This is a genomic window from Microbispora sitophila, from assembly GCF_014892245.1.
Taxonomy (GTDB): domain Bacteria; phylum Actinomycetota; class Actinomycetes; order Streptosporangiales; family Streptosporangiaceae; genus Microbispora; species Microbispora siamensis.
This window is the reverse complement of sequence record NZ_JADBGC010000038.1, coordinates 1-16,437: the sequence shown is the minus strand read 5'-3', so window position 1 is coordinate 16,437 and position 16,437 is coordinate 1. Positions and strand designations below refer to the sequence as shown.

Here is a 16,437-nt window from a genome sequence, read left to right as displayed (position 1 = left end):
CCGTCACGACGTCCCGCTCACGATGCACCGCTCACGATGTCCCGCAGAGCCCGGGTCCACGGCACCCAGCGTGGATCGGGGCCGGCCGCGGGATTCCAGCTCATGTCGGTGCACACGTAGGCGACGGCCGTACCGGTGCGCGGCTGGGCGTAGGCCAGGCGTCCCCCGGCTCCGGCGTGGCCGAACGACCCCTCCCCGAGCATCGGAAGGCCGGGGCGGGACAACTCGTAGCCGAGCCCGAAGCGCGAGGACTCCGGGCCGGGCAGGCGGTCGAAGGGCGGCGGGGCGGGCAGGTCGTCGGTCTGCGGGGCGCTCGCCCGTGCCGCACTGTCGCCGTCGAGCAGGCGGACCCCGTCGACCTCGCCGATCGTCGCCGCGTACATGCGGGCGAGCGAGCGGGCGTTGGCGATGCCGTTGGCGGCAGGGACCTCGGCGACATGGGCCTCGCGCCGGTTGAACCCCTCCGCCGCCGCGGCGACGCCGCGGAAGGTCGCGGCGGTGGCACGCACCAGCCGGTCGGCCGGGTCGAGGCCCAGACCGGTGAGCAGCGCGAGCACCTCCTCCTCGCTCGGCTGAGGCTGCCGGGAGAACTGCGGGACGAAGCGGTGCTCCTCGGACTCGGGCAGGCCGATCCACAGGTCCAGCCCGAGCGGACCGGCGACCAGGTCTGAAAGGACGGCCCCCACGGTCCTCCCGGTGGCGCGGCGGATGACCTCGCCGACGAGGTAGCCGTAGGTGAGGGCGTGATACATCATGGCGGTCCCCGGCTCCCACAGCGGGCTCATCGCCTCCAGGGCGGCCACGCAGGCGGCCCAGTCCAGGTATCCCTCCAGGCCGGTCGGCGCCTCAGGGTCGAAAGGGTCGAACCCCGAAAGGCCGGCCCGGTGGGACAGCAGGTCCGACACCCTGATCCGGGCCTTGCCCCCGGTCGCGAACTCCGGCCAGTAATCGGTGACCGGAGCGTCCAGGTCGAGCACGCCGCGCTGGGACAGCATGTGGGCGCAGGTGGCGACGGCTCCCTTGCTGACCGACATGACGATGCCCAGCGAGTCGCCCCCGACGGTGCGTCCGCCGATCGGGTCGCCGCCCGCCCACAGGTCGACCACGAGGCGCCCGTCCTGGTAGACGGCGAGCTGGGCGGCGCCCCCGTCGTCGTGCTGCCCGCGTGCGAAGGCCGCGCGAACGGCTTCAAAGCCCGGGTGGACGCGGCCGTGGACCGCGGTCATCGACTACCTCCTGTCGTACGGGTGCCCTGCGGCACCGTCGCCCCGGAGCCGTCGTCATGCGAGGACGCCTCGCGGGCCGCGGCGACGAGTTCGGCGACGACGTCCGGGGTCAGCCCGATGCCGAAGGTGGAGAACTTGACCAGCGGAATCCCCAGAGCCAGCTCGATCAGCGCCGAGTGGCCGCCGGAGGCACCGAGGAGGCGGGCGACGTGCCGCATCCGCTCACCGAGCAGTCGCGCGCCGACGGGATGGGCCAGCCACTCCCCCAGCGTGGACATCGGCCCGAGCTCGCCCACCTGTCCGTCCCCGGCCGCGGCGACCTCCGCCCTGAGACGGATGTCACGCGAGGAGGCGCCCACCTCGACGAGGAAACACCCCTCGTCCACCCGCCAGCCGTGGCGGGCCGGCGACCACTGCGCGATGTCCCTGCCGGTCAGCGCGAAGGAGACCCGCTCGGACTCGCCGGGCTCCAGCCCGATCTTGGCGAAGCCGCGCAGCTCGTGCCTCGGCCGGGACGGGATCGGCTCCTCGAAGGCCACGTAGAGCTGCACCACCTCGTGGCCGGACCGGCCGCCGGTGTTGGTGACGGTGACCTCCACCGTCCAGGCGTTCTCGCCGCTTTTCACGACCCGCAGGTCGCTGTAGGAGAACCGGGTGTAGCTCAGGCCGTGGCCGAAGGGATAGGCCACGGGAACATCCAGGGTGTCGTAGTGGCGGTAACCGACGTAGCGGCCCTCGCCGTACACCACATGCCCGTCCTGTCCGGGGAAGTGCAGGTAGGAGGGGGTGTCGGCGAGCCTGAGCGGGATGGTCTCGGTCAGCCTGCCACTCGGGCTGTGGACCCCGAAGATCAGGTCGGCCAGCGCGGCCCCGCCGGCCTGCCCCGGCAGCCACCCCTCCAGGACGGCGGACGCCATGTCCTGCCACTCCGCCACGGAGACGACCCCGCCGTTGGCCAGGACCACCGCGATCCGCGGGCAGACGGCCGACACCGCGTGCAACAGGGCGATCTGGTCGGCCGGAAGGTGGATCGTGGTCCGGTCGAAGCCCTCGGACTCGGCGACCTCGGGCAGACCGAGGAACACCAGCGCGACATCGGCCCGCGCCGCGGCGGCCACGGCCTCGGCCGCCAGGGCGGCGTCCGGCGCGCCGTCCCCCCGATCGTGCGCCAGGGTGAAGCCGGGGGCGAAGGTCAGCTCGGTGCCGGGGCCGGCGGCGGCCCGCAGCGCGTCCCAAGGGGTGTCCAGGCGGGTGGGCACCACGTGCGAGCTGCCGTTGCCCTGATAACGCGGGGTACGGGCGAACTCCCCGATGACGGCGATCCGCTGGGGGGCGGCCGGGTCGAGCGGCAGCAGGTCGCCGTCGTTCTTCAACAGGACGGCGCCGGCCCGGGCGGCCTCGCGGCACAGCTCGTGATGGGCCTCCTCGTCCCAGCCGTCGAAGCGCCGCGCGCCCTCCACCCGGCGACCGAGCAGGATGACGCGCTCGGCGGCGGCGGTGACCACCGACTCCTCCAGGTGCCCGGCCGCGACCGCCGCGACGATCCGCTCGTCGGTGCCGGTCGGGGGCATCTCCAGGTCCAGCCCGGCGGCCAGGGCGGCGACCCGGTCGTTGACCGCGCCCCAGTCCGACACCACCAGCCCGTCGAAGCCCCACTCGTCCCGCAGCACCTCGGTCAGCAGCCTGCGGTTCTCGCTCGCGTACACTCCGTTGATCTTGTTGTAGGAGCACATCACGGCGTACGGCGCCGCTTCGCGCACGATCCGCTCGAAGGCGGGCAGGTAGATCTCGCGCAGGGTCTGCTCGTCGACGTCGGCGCTCACCCGCATCCGGTCGGTCTCCTGGTTGTTGACCGCGAAGTGCTTCACGCACGCGCCGATCCCCAGCGACTGGATCCCGGTGACCAGGGCCGCGCCCATCACCCCGCTGATCAGCGGGTCCTCCGAGAAGTACTCGAAGTTGCGGCCGCACAGCGGGGAACGCTTGATGTTCACCCCGGGGCCGAGCACGACGTCGGCGCCGAGCGCGGACGCCTCCCTGGCGAGGGCCGCACCCACCCGCCGGGCCAGCTCAGGGTCCCAGGAGGACCCGAGCGTGACGGCGGGCGGGAAACAGGTGGCGGGAAGGCTGTTGTTCAGCCCGAGCGCGTCGCCCGACGCGGGGTCCTGCCTGCGGATGCCGTGCGGGCCGTCGGTTAGCGTGAGCGCGCGCACCCGCTCGCCGACGGCGGTGGTCTGCCAGGTGCTGCTTCCCGAGGTCAGGGACGCCTTCTCGGCCAGGGTGAGGTCGTGGGGGAGGTTCATGTGCCGGCCTCCGCGTTCATGAGGGATGAGGGAGCGCCCGGTGCCGTGACGGTGCCCGGTGCCGGAGCGATGGTCGGGGAAGGGCGCTCGCCGCGCGTCGCGGGCCGGAACGCCGCGCCCCATCCGGTCGCCTGCCACACCTCGGCATGCGGGTCCAGCCGCGCCCGGTGATCCTCCCAGCGTGTCCGCTCTCGTGTCCACGCCCGTTCCGCCGCACCCGGGAGACGGGGAAGCAGCAGGAACGCCAGGTCGTCGAAGTCCTCGATGGTCTCCGACCAGATCGCGGCCTCCACACCGGCGATCCGGACGTCCAGCCCTGCGACCAGCGACTGCGGAGTCCAGTCGAACATCTCACGGAGAGTCTTCGCCGGATAGTCGCGAAAGCCGAGCCGGGCACGGCGCGCTTCCCCCTCGGCGTCGCCGGCCGCCTCCGCGTACGGGCGGTCGAGGTACAGCACGTCGCTGGAGGAGACGAGCACCGGCAGTCCGGCCGCCGCCGCGGCGGGGCCGTCGGAGGGCGCGAGGGCGAACAAGGCGACCATCTGGTCGACGAACGGGTGGGCGGCCTCCGGCAACTCGGCCTTCTTGGCGTCGGCGTCGATGCTCGTCTCCGCACCGATCCACAGCTGCAGGACGTCCCCCCGGCCGAGGGCGCCGGTCCGCACGGTCTCCTGCCACGCGACGACCCGCCTTCCGGCCCCGTGCGCGGCACGTACGGTGGCGCCGACCGCACGGGCGTAGGCCTCGTGCGGCATCCCGAAGGGTTCGTCGCCGCCGACGTGGACGAAACGGCCGCGAGACGCACGCGCGAACTCGGTGACGGTCTCTTCCAGGAACGCCTCGGCCCCCGGCACGGACGGGTCCACATACCCCAGCCGGGCGGCGGCCCCGCCATCGGTGAGCTGCGGGTAGGCACGGACCGCGGCCAGGCAGTGCCCGGGAAGGTCGATCTCGGGCACGATCGTCACCCCGCGTGCCGCGGCGAACGCCGCCAACGCGTCCAGATCGCGCCATGTGATCAGCTCGCCCGGCGACGTCGCGTTCAGCCTCGGCCGGGACGCGGACTGCAGCCTCCAGCCCTCGGTGTCGGTGAGATGAAGGTGCAGGACGTTGAGCTTGTACCGCGTCAGCAGGTCGATGACGCGGCGGATCTCCTCCAGGCGGAACGGGTGTCGCACGACGTCGAGCATCAGGCCGCGCCACGCCAGGCCGGGCCCGTCCGCGATCCGCCCCGTCGGCAGACGGCCGTTGGAGCACTCCGCCAGCTGCACCAGCGTCGCGGCGCCCCGCAGGACCGCCCGGGGGCACGCTCCGGTCACCGTCACCTCGCCGGGAGTGATCGTCACGGTGTGCCGCTCGTCCTGCGCGATCTCGTCGGGCGCGACCCCGCTCGCCGGCGGCACGTCGTGGGGGGCCTCCCCGATCAGCAGGACGACGCGCAGGGGCGGCGGCTCGTCCGCATGGCCGCCGCTCTGCCGGGGGAGGCGGGCGAGCTCACCTTCGAGCCACTCCCGGGCATCGCGCAGCGCGTCCTCCGCCTCGATCACGACACGGCCGGGGTCCAGCACCGTCGTCGTGTCGTCGAGCGCGACCGCGTACGGCCACGGCACCAGCGCGGGCCGCACCGCGGCCCCGACGGTCGTCGTCACGATGAGACCTCCTGGCCGAGCGTCGTGACGGGGTTCTGCGCGAGCCGCCCGAACCACCGCGCGCTGGGCTTGACCGTCCGGCGGAAGGTCGTCCGGTCCACCGCGACGAGGCCGAAGGTCGGTTCCCAGGAGCCCCACTCGAAGTTGTCCAGCAGCGACCAGTGCAGATAACCGCGCACGTCGATGCCGTCGGCGATCGCACGGGCCAGGCCCGTCAGGGCCTCGCTCGTGTACTCGATCCGTTCGTCGTCGTCGCCGGTCGCGATGCCGTTCTCGGTCACCAGCAACGGCGTCGATCCTCCAAGGCGCGCGGCGGTATGACGGACCGCTTCCTCGAGCGCGCGGGGATAGTACTCCCAGCCCGTCATCGTGCGCCTGTCGGCCGGGCCGGGGGCGATGACCCCCTGCTCCCCCACCCGGAGCCGGCTGTAGGCCTGCACGCCCACGAAGTCGTCCCCCTTCGCCACGTCGATGTACTGGTCGTCGATCAGATACGACATCTCGGCGGCGCGGTCGGCGCCGGCGCCGTGGTCCTGCACGTTCTGATTCGCCACCGTCCACCCCGACCTGACTCCGGGCACGGACGCGAGCAACTCCCGGGCCTCCGCGTGCGCGCGTGCCAGCGCGAGGGTCATCTCGGGATCCGGCGGGACGAAGGAGGGGGCGGAGCCGCCGATCCCGTGCGCACGCCGCGCGGTCGTCCATGCGAGCATGTTGGGCTCGTTGATCGTGCAGACCCAGGGCACGCCGTCGAGGATCGGCAGCACCGCGCGGACGTACTCGGTGAAGCGCGCGATCGCCCCCGCGGACGTCCAGCCTCCCTCGTCCCTCAGCCACGCGGGGCTCGTGAAGTGATGAAGCGTGACGACCGGCGTCAGGCCCCGCTGCCCGCAGCCTTCGATGATCCGGCGGTAGTGCTGCAACACCGCCAGCGAGGGATGACCGGGTGTGGGGACCACCCGCGCCCACTCGATGCTGAACCGGTAGGCGTTGAGCCCGAGGCTCTGCACGATGTCGAGATCTTCGGCCCAGCGGTGGTAGCTGTCGCAGGCGTCGCCCGACCGGTCGGGCAGGCCCCACGTCCCGTCGTTCTCCGCCTGCCAGAAGTCGCTACCCACGTTGTTTCCCTCAACCTGGTGCGCCGCCGTCGACGCCCCCCAAAGAAACCCGTCGGGGAAGGCCAGGTCGTGCGAATTCACTACGTCTGCTCCTTCTGTTGCGGTCGTCTGCGTCTGCGGTGCCGTCATTTGAGCCCTACCGTGGCGATGCCTTGCACGAAGTAGCGCTGCAGGAACACGAAGAGCGCGAGGATCGGCGTGATGATCAGGACGGCGCCGGCCAGCAGTGTGCCGTAGTCGGTCGAGTACTGCCCCGTGGAGTAGAGCGAGAGCGCGACCGGCAATGTGTACATCGACTCGGACTGGCTGGCCACGAGCGGCCACAGGAAGTTGTTCCACGAGCCGAGGAAGGTGAGGATGCCGAGCGTCGCCAGTGCGGGGCCGCACAACGGCATCACGATGCGGATGAAGATTCTCAGCTCCGACGCGCCGTCGATGCGCGCGGCCTCCATCAGGGAGTCGGGGATGTCGAGCATGAACTGGCGCATCAGGAAGACGCCGACCGGCTGGGTGAGGAACGGCAGCACAAGCGCGCCGTACGAGTTGAGGATCCCGATCTTCGCGACGATCACGAAGAGCGGAACGAAGGTCACGACGCCCGGCACCATGATGGTCACCAGCACGACGCCGAGCAGGATCCGTTTGCCGGCGAAGTCCATCTTGGCGAGGGCGTAGCCGACCATCGAGCAGAACAGCAGATTGCCCAGCACCGTGAGCACCGCGACGACGAGACTGTTGGTGAAATAGGTGCCGAAGTGGAGGTGTGTGAGCCAGCGGGTGAAGTTCCCGCTGGTGGGCGACTGCGGCCACCAGGTCGGAGGATCGGCGAAGATCTCGTCCTGCGTCTTGAACGAGCCCAGCACCATCCAGGCGAACGGCATGAGCCACACCGCCAGGCCGGCGGTCAGCACCGCGTAGCCGAGCGGTCGCGCCGACAGGAGTCTCGGCCGGGGCCGGGCGCGCCCGGTCGTGCGGGTCATGTGGTTCTCCTGAGCGCGCGGAACTGCACGGCGCTGACCACGGCGATGACGACGAACATGATGTAACTCGCCGCGGACGCCTTGGCGAGGTCGCCGAAGCCGAAGGTGTCGAACGTGTAGTAGGTCATGGAGAAGGTGGAGTCGAGCGGCCCGCCCTGCGTCATGACGTAGGCCTCCTCGAAGAACTGCAGATAGCCGACCGAGATGAGGACGCCGCCCAGAAGCATCGTGGGGCGCAGCAGCGGAAGCGTGACGCTGCGCAGGCGACGCCAGGGCCCGGCGCCGTCCATCGCCGCCGCCTCCGTGATCTCGGCCGGGATGCCCTGCAGGCTGGCCAGGAAGATCACCATCAGCGTTCCGGTGTTGCGCCACGCGGCCATCACGATCAACGACGGCAACGCCCAGGTGGTGCTGTTCAGCCAGTCCGGACCCTGGACGCCGACCACCGCGAGGAGCATGTTCAGCAGACCGTCGCGGGCCAGGATGTAACGCCAGATGACCGAGACGGCGACCACGCTGGTCACCACCGGCGCGTAGAAGCCGAGGCGGTAGATCGGCCTGAACCGCCGGATCCCCGAGTTGAGCGCCAGCGCCAGCGCCAGTCCGAGCCCCACGGTGACGGGGATGCCGACGAGCACGAACAGCACCGTCACGCGTGCCGCGTTCAAGAACTCCGGGTCCGTGAGCACGTCGGCGTACTGCCGGAACCCGACGAAGTCGACGCTGAACGGCGTCTGGATGTCCCTGGCGGTCATGTCCGTGAAGGAGAAGCCGAGCGAGCCGACGATCGGCAGGATCATGAACACCGCGAAGACGACGACGAACGGTGCGGCGAACATCCAGGCGATCATCGTCTGCCGGCGCCGGCGCGCGGAGCCGGGCCCTCCTCCCGTGCGGGCACGCACGTCACCGGACGTACGCGCCCGCGCAGGCGTCGCCAAGAGTGCGGATCTCGACACGACTCAGGACTCTCCGATGGCGTCGGCCCGCTGCTGGAGTTCCCGTAGCGCGTCGGCCACGGTCACCCCGCCCTTGACGATCTTCTCGATCGCGGAGTCGCCGGCGGCGCCGACCTTGTCGAAGGAGACGATCTGCGGAGGCGCCTTGGCGGACGTGAGCTGCTCGCCGAACGCCGCGAGCGTCGGGTCCGAAGCCAGCGCCGGATCCTGCCACGCGCTCCGCACGGCGGGCAGGTCACCGCTGGCGGCGTACCAGGCCGCCTGCGTCTGCGCCTGGCTCAGCCACTGCACCAGCTTCCATGCGGAATCGGGATTCTTTGCCGCCTTGAAGACCACCAGGTTCGCCCCTCCGACGAACGAGATCGAGCTCTCCTTCTTCGGAAGCGGCGCGGTCGCGTACTTGCTCGCGAACTCCTTCCCGGCGGCCGTGGCGATGACACTGCGCACGTACGGGCCGTCGACCACCATGGGCGTCGCACCCGACAGGAAGTCCTTCACCTCCGCGGCGGTGGCCGTGTCCACGTTCGGGTCGGCGATGCCCTCCGTGAAGTACGACGCCAGGTACTCGTAGGCTCCGGCGAACTCCGGCGTGTCGAGCGTCCACGCGGACTGGTCGGCGTTCATGAGCTCGGCGCCGTTCGACCACGGCATCCACAGGGTGGACAGGAACGATCCGGTCGTGCCCGCGGGCAGGCGGATGCCCCACTTCGCGCCGGCCTTCCGCTGCATGTCCTTGGCCATCTGCCGCAGTTCGTCCCACGTGGCCGGGGCCTTCTTCCAGCCGGCCTTCTCGGCCAGATCCGTCCGGTAATACAGCACGCGGACGTCCACATACCAGGGAACCTCGAGCAGCCGGCCACCGATCGTTCCCGTCGAGACGGGCCCCGGGTACATGCCCGTGGTGTCGATGGCGCCGGGAACGGGCGCGAAGGCGTCCTTGAAGACCGGCAGGCCGGGCATCATGGCGACGTCAGGAACGTTCCCCGACGCGATGGCGGTCTGGAACTTCTGGTAGGCCGCGTCCCAGGGCACGGCCGTCACCTTCACGGTGACCCCGGGATTGGCGTCCTCGAATTTCTTGACGAAGCCGGGCAGAAGTTCGCCTTCGTTGCCCATCGCCCACATCGTGATCGTGCCCGCCGCCTTCGCCGCGACGGTGGAAGACGGCTGGGCCTGCCCGCCGTCCTCGCCGGTTCGGCCGCACGCCGTGAGCGTCGCCGCCACGGCGACCGTGGCCAGGACAGCCCACGCAGGTCTGTATCGCACGTCCGGTTCCTTCCTTGTTGCCGGTCTCCCCCGCGATCTAAGCGCTTAATCTAAGCGCTTAACAAGACCAAAATCTAGTTCTATTACCTGATTGAGATCTACTTGTCCCTGCAGGTCACAAGGGCGAAGGCGTCACAGACAGCCGCAGCTGCCGCCGATGACCACCCGCGTCGGCAGCACGTACGACTTCGGATGCTCGAGCCCCGCGGCGGTGTCGGTCAGAATGCGCACCGCCAGACGGCCCATCGACGCGAACGGCTGACGGACCGTGGTCAGCGTGGGATTCGAGAGCCGACCGGCGATGATGCCGTCGAAGCCCGTGACCGCGACATCCCGCGGCACTCGGATGTCGTGCCGTGCCAGAAGATCGAGCACCGTGAGCGCGAGCTGATCGGTGGCGCACACCAGCGCGTCAGGCAGGTCGCCGGACGCGATGGCGTCCCGCAACGACCGCAGACTGTCCTTGGTGAGCACCGTGGTGTCGAAAGGCTCCTCGGGCACCGGCCGTCCGTGCGCGGCCAGCGCGGCCTGGAATCCTTTGAAGCGCGCGGCGATGTCGGGGGCGGCCAGCTCCCCCAGGAACGCGAGAGTCCGATAGCCGTGGTGGCCGATCAGGTGATCGACCAGGTCCTGCACGGCTGTCTCGTTGGCCACCGTGATGTGATGCAGCGAGTCGTCCATCGGCGGACTGCTGAAGATCACCACGGGAACGCCGCGCCCCACGTGCTCCAGCAGATCGCGTTCCGCGCCCCCCGGGAAGATCGCCAACCCGTCGACGCTGCCGGCGAGATCGATGCTGCCCAGAGAGTCGCGGCTCGCCCCCGACCCCAGCATCACCGAACGCCCCAGCCGCCGCGCCTCCAGCTCGAACCCACGCTGGATCTCGTCGACGTACAACGGGAACCGCCGCACATCGCCCAGGCCGTCGAGCTCGCGCTGCACCAGGGCATCCAGGTCCGCGGCGGGAGCGCCGAGATCGGACGGCAGGAACATGTCGAAGGCATACAGGCCGAGCGCCTGGGATCTGCCCTTCGCGAGCCCGCGCGCACTCCCGCTCGGCACATACCCCAGCACACGGGCCGCCTGCAGGACCAGCTCACGGGTCTCCGGACGAACCCTGTCCGGCTGGCGGAACGTGTAAGACACCGTCGCGATCGACACGCCCGCCCGCTCAGCGACGTCGTAGACGGTCGCCCTCTGCGCCACCGGACAACCCACCCGCCTCTCGGAACGACGCTGCCGCGATCGATCGTAGCCGCTCGGATCAACCGGCCCGCCTCGGCCGCCGACACCCTGCACCGATGCGCTAGCGTCATCGCCATGCTGCGCCGATGGATGCTGCCGATCCTCTTTCTGGCCGTCGGGCTCGCCGCGGCGGCCCGGCAGGTCACCGAGGGGTTCCCGGGCGGCGCCGTCACGCTGCTCCTGATCTTCCTGCTGGCCGCCGCCCTGCTGTCCCCCCTCGTCTTCCCGAGGTCCGTCAGCGCGGCGGAGGCGCTGCGCCGCAGCGAGGCCGACGGCCGCCCGATCGTCTACTGGCGCCCCGGCTGCCGCTACTGTCTGCGGCTGCGCACGCGGCTCGGCCGCCACGCCCACCGGATGCACTGGGTCGACATCTGGCGCGACCCGGACGGCGCCGCGGCGGTCCGGGCCGCCACCGGCGGCGACGAGACGGTGCCGACCGTGGTCGTGGCGGGCAAGCCGCACGTCAACCCCGACCCTCGATGGGTGCGCGCGCAACTGCCCTGACGAACCTCAGCGGCTGCTCCGGGCACGCGACGTAAGCTCCAAGCCCCGCAGCGTCCGCGCCGCACCCGCGAGCAGCGCGGCACGCGGCAGGTCTCCGCCCCCGGCGCACCACTCCGCCACCGCCTCCAGCACCATCGCCCGCACCGTCTCGTCACCCGCGCGCCCCGACGACTCCAGCGCCGAGCGCAGCGACCGCCACGCCGCCTCGCGGTCACCGCGCTCCGCCCGCACCCGCGCCAGCTCGACGTGGACCGTGGCCAGGAACTGCGCGGGCACGCCCGCCTGCCCACCGGCCAGCTCCAACGCCTCCACCAGCAGGCCCTCCGCCGCACCGAGCGCCCCACGCCGCCGTGCCACCTCCCCGGCAGCCTGCCGCACCCGCGCCGACGCCACCCGATCCCCCGTACGGCCGGCCACTTCGCCCGCCCGCGCCAGCTCCCGCTCCGCCCCCGCCAGGTCACCCGTACGAGCACGCAACTGGGCCAGCCGCACCCGCAGCATCAACGGAACGGGAACCGCCTCCAACCCTCCGACCAGCCCCGCCAGCTCCGCCGCCTCCTCCAGCAGCGTCAGCGCCTCCGCCGCCTCACCCCGGTTCTCCGCCGCAAGCGACAGCCAGTACAGCGTCAGCGACAGCCCCCATCGCTCCCCCAGCGCGCGGTAGCCCGCCAGCGCCTCCCGCAACCGCGCCTCGGCCGCCCTCGCCCCCGCCCTGCCGTACTCGAACTCCCCGATCCCGCCCATCAGCAGTGCCGTCGCCCGCGCCCACGGGTCCTCGTGATCGGCGAACACCCGCATCGCCGCGAGCGCCCTGCGCCAGTGATCGACTCCCGCGCCCGAAGGCCTGACCCCCACGACCCAGGCCCACAACGCCACGGGATGACCCGACTCCTCGACCACACGCAGCGCCTCCGGCGACGCGTACGGCCGGTCGGACGCCAGCAGCACGCACAACGTGTGCGGCAGCTCCAGCCCGGGCGGCGCGGCCTCACCCGGCGCCGCCCGGATCGCCCGCGCCCACCCGGCCGCCTCGTCGCCGCGTCCCCGCACCGTCCACGCCCACAACCTGGCCGTGAACAGCCGCAGCGCCTGCCGTTCCCGCCCGGTCCTCACGGCATGGCCCAGCGCCGCGTCGAGGTTTCCCCGCTCGGCGTCCAGCATCGCCAGCAGGCGAAGCTGATCGGCCGTCCGCAACCCCGGCTCGGACTCCTCCGCCGTCTCGAGGAAGAAGTCCAGATGCCGGTCCCGCACGGCCCGCGCCTCGCCCGCCTCCTCCAGCCGCTCGGCCGCGTACGCCCGGACGGTCTCCAGCAGCCGGTAACGCACCCGCTCCCCCCGGTCCGCGAGCCCGTCCGGCTCCGCCGCCACGACCAGCGACTTGTCCACCAGACAGGCCACCGTCTCCAGGTCGGCCCCGCACACCCGCAGCGCCGCCTCCGCCGTCGCCCCGCCCGCGAACACCGACAACCGGCGCAACGCCACGCGCTCCGCCGGTGACAGCAGCCCCCAGCTCCAGTCGATGACCGCCCGCAGCGTGCGGTGCCGCGGCCCCGCCGTACGGCTGCCGCGCAGCGTCAGCCGTTCCCCCACCGCCTCCGCGAGCTGCCGCACCGTGAACGACCGCAGCCGGGCCGCCGCCAGCTCGATCGCGAGCGGCAGGCCGTCCAGCTCCCGGCACACCGCGACCACATCGGCCACCACCGAATCGTCCACGGCGAACCCCGGCCGCGCCGCCGACGCCCGCACCGCGAACAGCGCCACCGCAGGGAACTCCAGCGCCCGCGCCGCGTCCACCCCGTCGCCGGGCAGCGCCAGCGGCCGCACCGGATGAAGATGCTCGCCGGGGACGTCCAGCGGCTCCCGGCTGGTCGCCAGGATCCGCAGCCCCGGCACCCCCGCGAGCAACCGCTGCGCCACCGCCGCCGCGCCGTCCACCACGTGCTCGCAGTTGTCGAGCACGAGCACGAGCTCCCGGCCCGCCAGCGCCCCCACCAGTGCGTCGAGCGGCGACCCGGCCGGCCGCCTGACGACGTCCCCGTCCGGCTCCGGCGTGGCCGGAGGTATGGTCGCCCGCACGGCGACGGCCACGTCCGCCGGATGCCCGGCAGAGGCCAGTTCGACCAGCCAGACACCCGCGGCGGCGGCGAGCCCGCCCGCGACCTCCAGCGCCAGCCTGGTCTTGCCCGCGCCGCCCGGTCCGGTCAGCGTGACCAGCCGTGCCGCCGACAGCAGGTTCCGTATCCGGGCCACGTCCTCCCGCCGTCCGACCAGGCTGGTCACCGGCGCCGGCACGTTCCCCCGTACGGCGGCCCCCGCGACCCTCGCCGGAGGCGGTTCGCGCAGGGCCTCCAGGTGTGCCACGCGCAGCTCCGGCCCGGGATCGACGCCCAGTTCGTCCGCCAGCCGCCGCCTGACGCGTTCGAAGGCCTCCAGCGCGTCCCCGCGCCGCGCCGCTGCGCACAGCGCTCGCATCAGCAAGGCGTGGAACGGCTCGCGCAGCGGGTGCGCGGCGACGATCTCCTTCAGTTCCGCCACCAGCGCCCCGGCCGCCGCCGGGTCCGTCGCGGCGAGATCGGCCGCCACCCGTGACTCCAGCGCCGAAAGACGCAGCTCCTCCAGACGCGCCGCCGCCACCTGCGCGAACGGCAGGCCCGCCGCGTCGGCGAGCGCCGCACCGCGCCAGAGCGACAGCGCGGACCGCAGGGAGGCGGCGGCACGCCGGGGATCGCGCTCGGCCCGGCCCGCGCGCACCAGGCGTTCGAACTCGGCCGCGTCGACCTCCTGCGGCGGGACGTCGAGCAGGTAACCGGCCGGATGCGACACCACGGCATCCGGCAGTCCCGCGTCCAGTGCACGACGCAGCCGCGACACCAGGGAGTGCAGCGCCGCCGCCGGGTTCGCCGGCGGCTCCTCCCAGAGGTCGTCGGCGAGTCTCCGGGCGGTGACCACCTTCCCGGGCTCCAGAGCGAGCCGGATCAGCAGCACGCGCAGGCGCGCACCTCTGATGTGGGCGTCGGTCACCTGCAACGGCCCGAGAATTCCGATTCGCATGACCCTCTCATTGTCGTGGAGGGTTTCGATCGATGGCGTGGATGATCTTGCAACTATCCGCGGCCTTTACAATGTAGATTCATAGTAGGATCGATGCGATGAACACCCCCGCCGTCCCCGAGCGGAACGCCCCCGCACGGCCCGAGCGCGACCCCTACCGGGTGTATCTCGACGCGCTGCAGAGCCCCGAGTCCAAGCGCACGATGAAGGGCTGCCTCGACCGCATCGCCCGCCTCATCACCGGCGACCCGGAGGCGACCGGCGCCGGTCAGCCCTGGGAACTGCTCCGCTACGAGCACACGATCCGCCTGCGCACGCTGATGCGGGAGCAGGGCTGGTCGCCCGCCCACGTCAACAAGCACCTGGTCGCCCTGCGCCGTGTGCTGAAGGAGGCGTGGCGGCTCGGCCTGATGAGCGGCGAGGACTACCAGCGGGCCGCCGACCTGCCCGCCTACAAGCACACCCGCGTCCCGGCGGGACGGCACGTCGAGGCGGAGGCACTGGCGGCCGCACTCGAGGTGTGCGACGGCGACCACTCCCCCGCCGGCCGCCGCGACGGCGCGATGCTGGCGGCGCTCTACTCCACCGGCTGCCGCCGCGCCGAGATCGCCGGGCTCGCCCTGGCCGACTTCGATCCCCACGCGCGCTCCCTGCGGGTGCGCGGCAAGGGCGACAAGGAACGGCTGGTCTACCTGACCGCGGAGGCCGTCGAACGTCTCGACCTCTGGCTCGCCGTACGCGGCCGGGCTACCGGCCCCCTGTTCTGTCCCATCAACAAGGGCGGGCGGCTGCGGCTGGCCCACATGACCGGTCAGGCCATCGCCGACATCGTCTCCCGGCGCCTGGCCGCCGCCGGGGCGTCCCCCCGTACGCCGCACGACTTCCGGCGCACGTTCATCGGCGAACTGCTCGACGCCGGGGTCGATCTCGCCACCACCCAGGCTCTGGTGGGCCACGCCTCCCCCGCCACCACCGCGCGGTACGACCGGCGGCCCGAGCGGCGCCGCCGCGAGGCCGTCGACCGGCTTCGCGTCCCCGGCGCCGCCCGCTGACCGGTGTCGCTCCTCAGATGTCGTCGACGGTCATCGTGCCCTCGTGGGGACGCCGGGACAGGTCGATGCCGAGCTCCTCCGCCGCGCGGAAGACGTCCTCGTCGGTGTCCCTCATCTCGATCGACATGCCGTCGCTCGACAGAACCTCGACGTTCAGACAGAGCGACTGCATCTCCTTGATGAGGACCTTGAAGGACTCGGGAATGCCCGCCTCGGGGATGTTCTCGCCCTTGACGATGGCCTCGTAGACCTTCACCCGGCCCTGCACGTCGTCGGACTTGATCGTCAGCAGCTCCTGCAGCGCGTACGCCGCGCCGTAGGCCTCCAGGGCCCACACCTCCATCTCGCCGAAGCGCTGGCCGCCGAACTGCGCCTTACCACCCAGCGGCTGCTGGGTGATCATCGAGTACGGGCCGGTCGAGCGAGCGTGGATCTTGTCGTCGACCAGATGCAGCAGCTTCAGGATGTAGATGTAGCCCACCGCGATCGGGTAGGGGAACGGCTCGCCCGAGCGGCCGTCGAACAGCCGCGCCTTGCCGCTGGGCATCACGATCCGGTTTCCGTCGCGGTTGACGAGGGTGCTGCCCAGAAGGCCGATGATCTCCTGTTCGCCTGCGCCGTCGAACACCGGCGTGGCGACCTTGGTCCAGGGCTCGACCCTGTCCATGTCCTTACCGCGCAGGCGCTCGGCCCACTCCTCCTCCACCCCGCTGATGTCCCAGCCCTGGGCGGCGATCCACCCGAGATGTGTCTCCAGCACCTGGCCGACGTTCATCCGGCCGGGCACGCCCAGCGGGTTGAGGACGATGTCGACCGGCGTGCCGTCCTCCAGGAACGGCATGTCCTCCACCGGCAGGATCTTGGAGATGACGCCCTTGTTGCCGTGACGGCCGGCGAGCTTGTCACCATCGGTGATCTTGCGCTTCTGCGCCACGTAGACACGCACCAGCTCGTTGACACCCGGAGGAAGCTCGTCACCCTCCTCACGGCTGAACACCCGCACGCCGATGACCTTGCCGGACTCACCGTGCGGCACCTTCAGCGAGGTGTCGCGGACCTCACGCGCCTTCTCACCGAAGATCGC

General features: G+C 71.8%; 12 protein-coding genes. 2 read left to right on the top strand and 10 right to left on the bottom strand.

Features of this window, described 5'->3' with window-relative positions; all coding sequences use genetic code 11:
- Positions 1–17: 17 nt before the first annotated feature.
- From IL992_RS42115 to IL992_RS42080, 8 genes are all read right to left on the bottom strand, one after another.
- Positions 18–1,226 carry a serine hydrolase domain-containing protein gene (locus tag IL992_RS42115; RefSeq protein WP_193208888.1) on the bottom strand — a complete coding sequence of 403 codons (1,209 nt, stop codon included), beginning with the start codon at positions 1,224–1,226 and terminating at the stop codon, positions 18–20.
- Entirely contained in the window at positions 1,223–3,529 is a 2,307-nt protein-coding gene (locus IL992_RS42110; RefSeq protein ID WP_193208887.1) for a glycoside hydrolase family 3 C-terminal domain-containing protein, read from the bottom strand. The genes IL992_RS42115 and IL992_RS42110 overlap by 4 nt, the downstream gene beginning before the upstream one ends.
- Entirely contained in the window at positions 3,526–5,178 is a 1,653-nt protein-coding gene (locus tag IL992_RS42105) for a family 20 glycosylhydrolase (RefSeq protein WP_193208886.1), read from the bottom strand. The genes IL992_RS42110 and IL992_RS42105 overlap by 4 nt, the downstream gene beginning before the upstream one ends.
- A complete protein-coding gene (locus IL992_RS42100) occupies positions 5,175–6,377 on the bottom strand; it encodes a glycoside hydrolase family 1 protein (protein WP_319019173.1) in 1,203 nt (400 codons plus the stop codon). Before IL992_RS42100 ends, IL992_RS42105 begins: the two co-directional genes overlap by 4 nt.
- Positions 6,378–6,421: 44 nt before the next feature.
- Positions 6,422–7,276, bottom strand: a complete 855-nt coding sequence (locus IL992_RS42095; RefSeq protein WP_193208884.1) for a carbohydrate ABC transporter permease — start codon at positions 7,274–7,276, stop codon at positions 6,422–6,424.
- Positions 7,273–8,115, bottom strand: coding sequence for a carbohydrate ABC transporter permease (locus IL992_RS42090; RefSeq protein ID WP_226874783.1), 843 nt, complete (start codon positions 8,113–8,115; stop codon positions 7,273–7,275). Before IL992_RS42090 ends, IL992_RS42095 begins: the two co-directional genes overlap by 4 nt.
- Before the next feature lie 123 nt (positions 8,116–8,238).
- On the bottom strand, positions 8,239–9,501 hold the full coding sequence (locus tag IL992_RS42085; RefSeq protein WP_193208883.1) for an extracellular solute-binding protein: 1,263 nt from the start codon (positions 9,499–9,501) through the stop codon (positions 8,239–8,241).
- A 132-nt stretch (positions 9,502–9,633) separates the two neighbouring features.
- Complete coding sequence (locus IL992_RS42080; protein ID WP_193208882.1) at positions 9,634–10,707, bottom strand: LacI family DNA-binding transcriptional regulator; 1,074 nt, start codon at positions 10,705–10,707, stop codon at positions 9,634–9,636.
- 114 nt (positions 10,708–10,821) lie between these two features.
- On the opposite strand from IL992_RS42080, the gene IL992_RS42075 reads away from it, so the two are divergent.
- On the top strand, positions 10,822–11,250 hold the full coding sequence (locus IL992_RS42075; protein WP_193208881.1) for a glutaredoxin domain-containing protein: 429 nt from the start codon (positions 10,822–10,824) through the stop codon (positions 11,248–11,250).
- Positions 11,251–11,256: 6 nt separating this feature from the next.
- Here the strand turns inward: IL992_RS42075 and IL992_RS48075 are convergent, their stop codons facing one another.
- A complete protein-coding gene (locus IL992_RS48075) occupies positions 11,257–14,301 on the bottom strand; it encodes a BTAD domain-containing putative transcriptional regulator (protein ID WP_193208880.1) in 3,045 nt (1,014 codons plus the stop codon).
- A 98-nt stretch (positions 14,302–14,399) separates the two neighbouring features.
- Here IL992_RS48075 and IL992_RS42065 point away from each other — a divergent pair, with 98 nt between their 5' ends.
- Positions 14,400–15,353: a tyrosine-type recombinase/integrase gene (locus IL992_RS42065; protein ID WP_193208879.1), complete on the top strand. Its 954-nt coding sequence runs from the start codon at positions 14,400–14,402 to the stop codon at positions 15,351–15,353.
- A 13-nt stretch (positions 15,354–15,366) separates the two neighbouring features.
- On the opposite strand, the gene IL992_RS42060 is transcribed toward IL992_RS42065, so the two are convergent.
- Positions 15,367–16,437: DNA-directed RNA polymerase subunit beta (locus tag IL992_RS42060; protein ID WP_449843679.1), on the bottom strand; the 1,071-nt coding region annotated here is incomplete at its 5' end.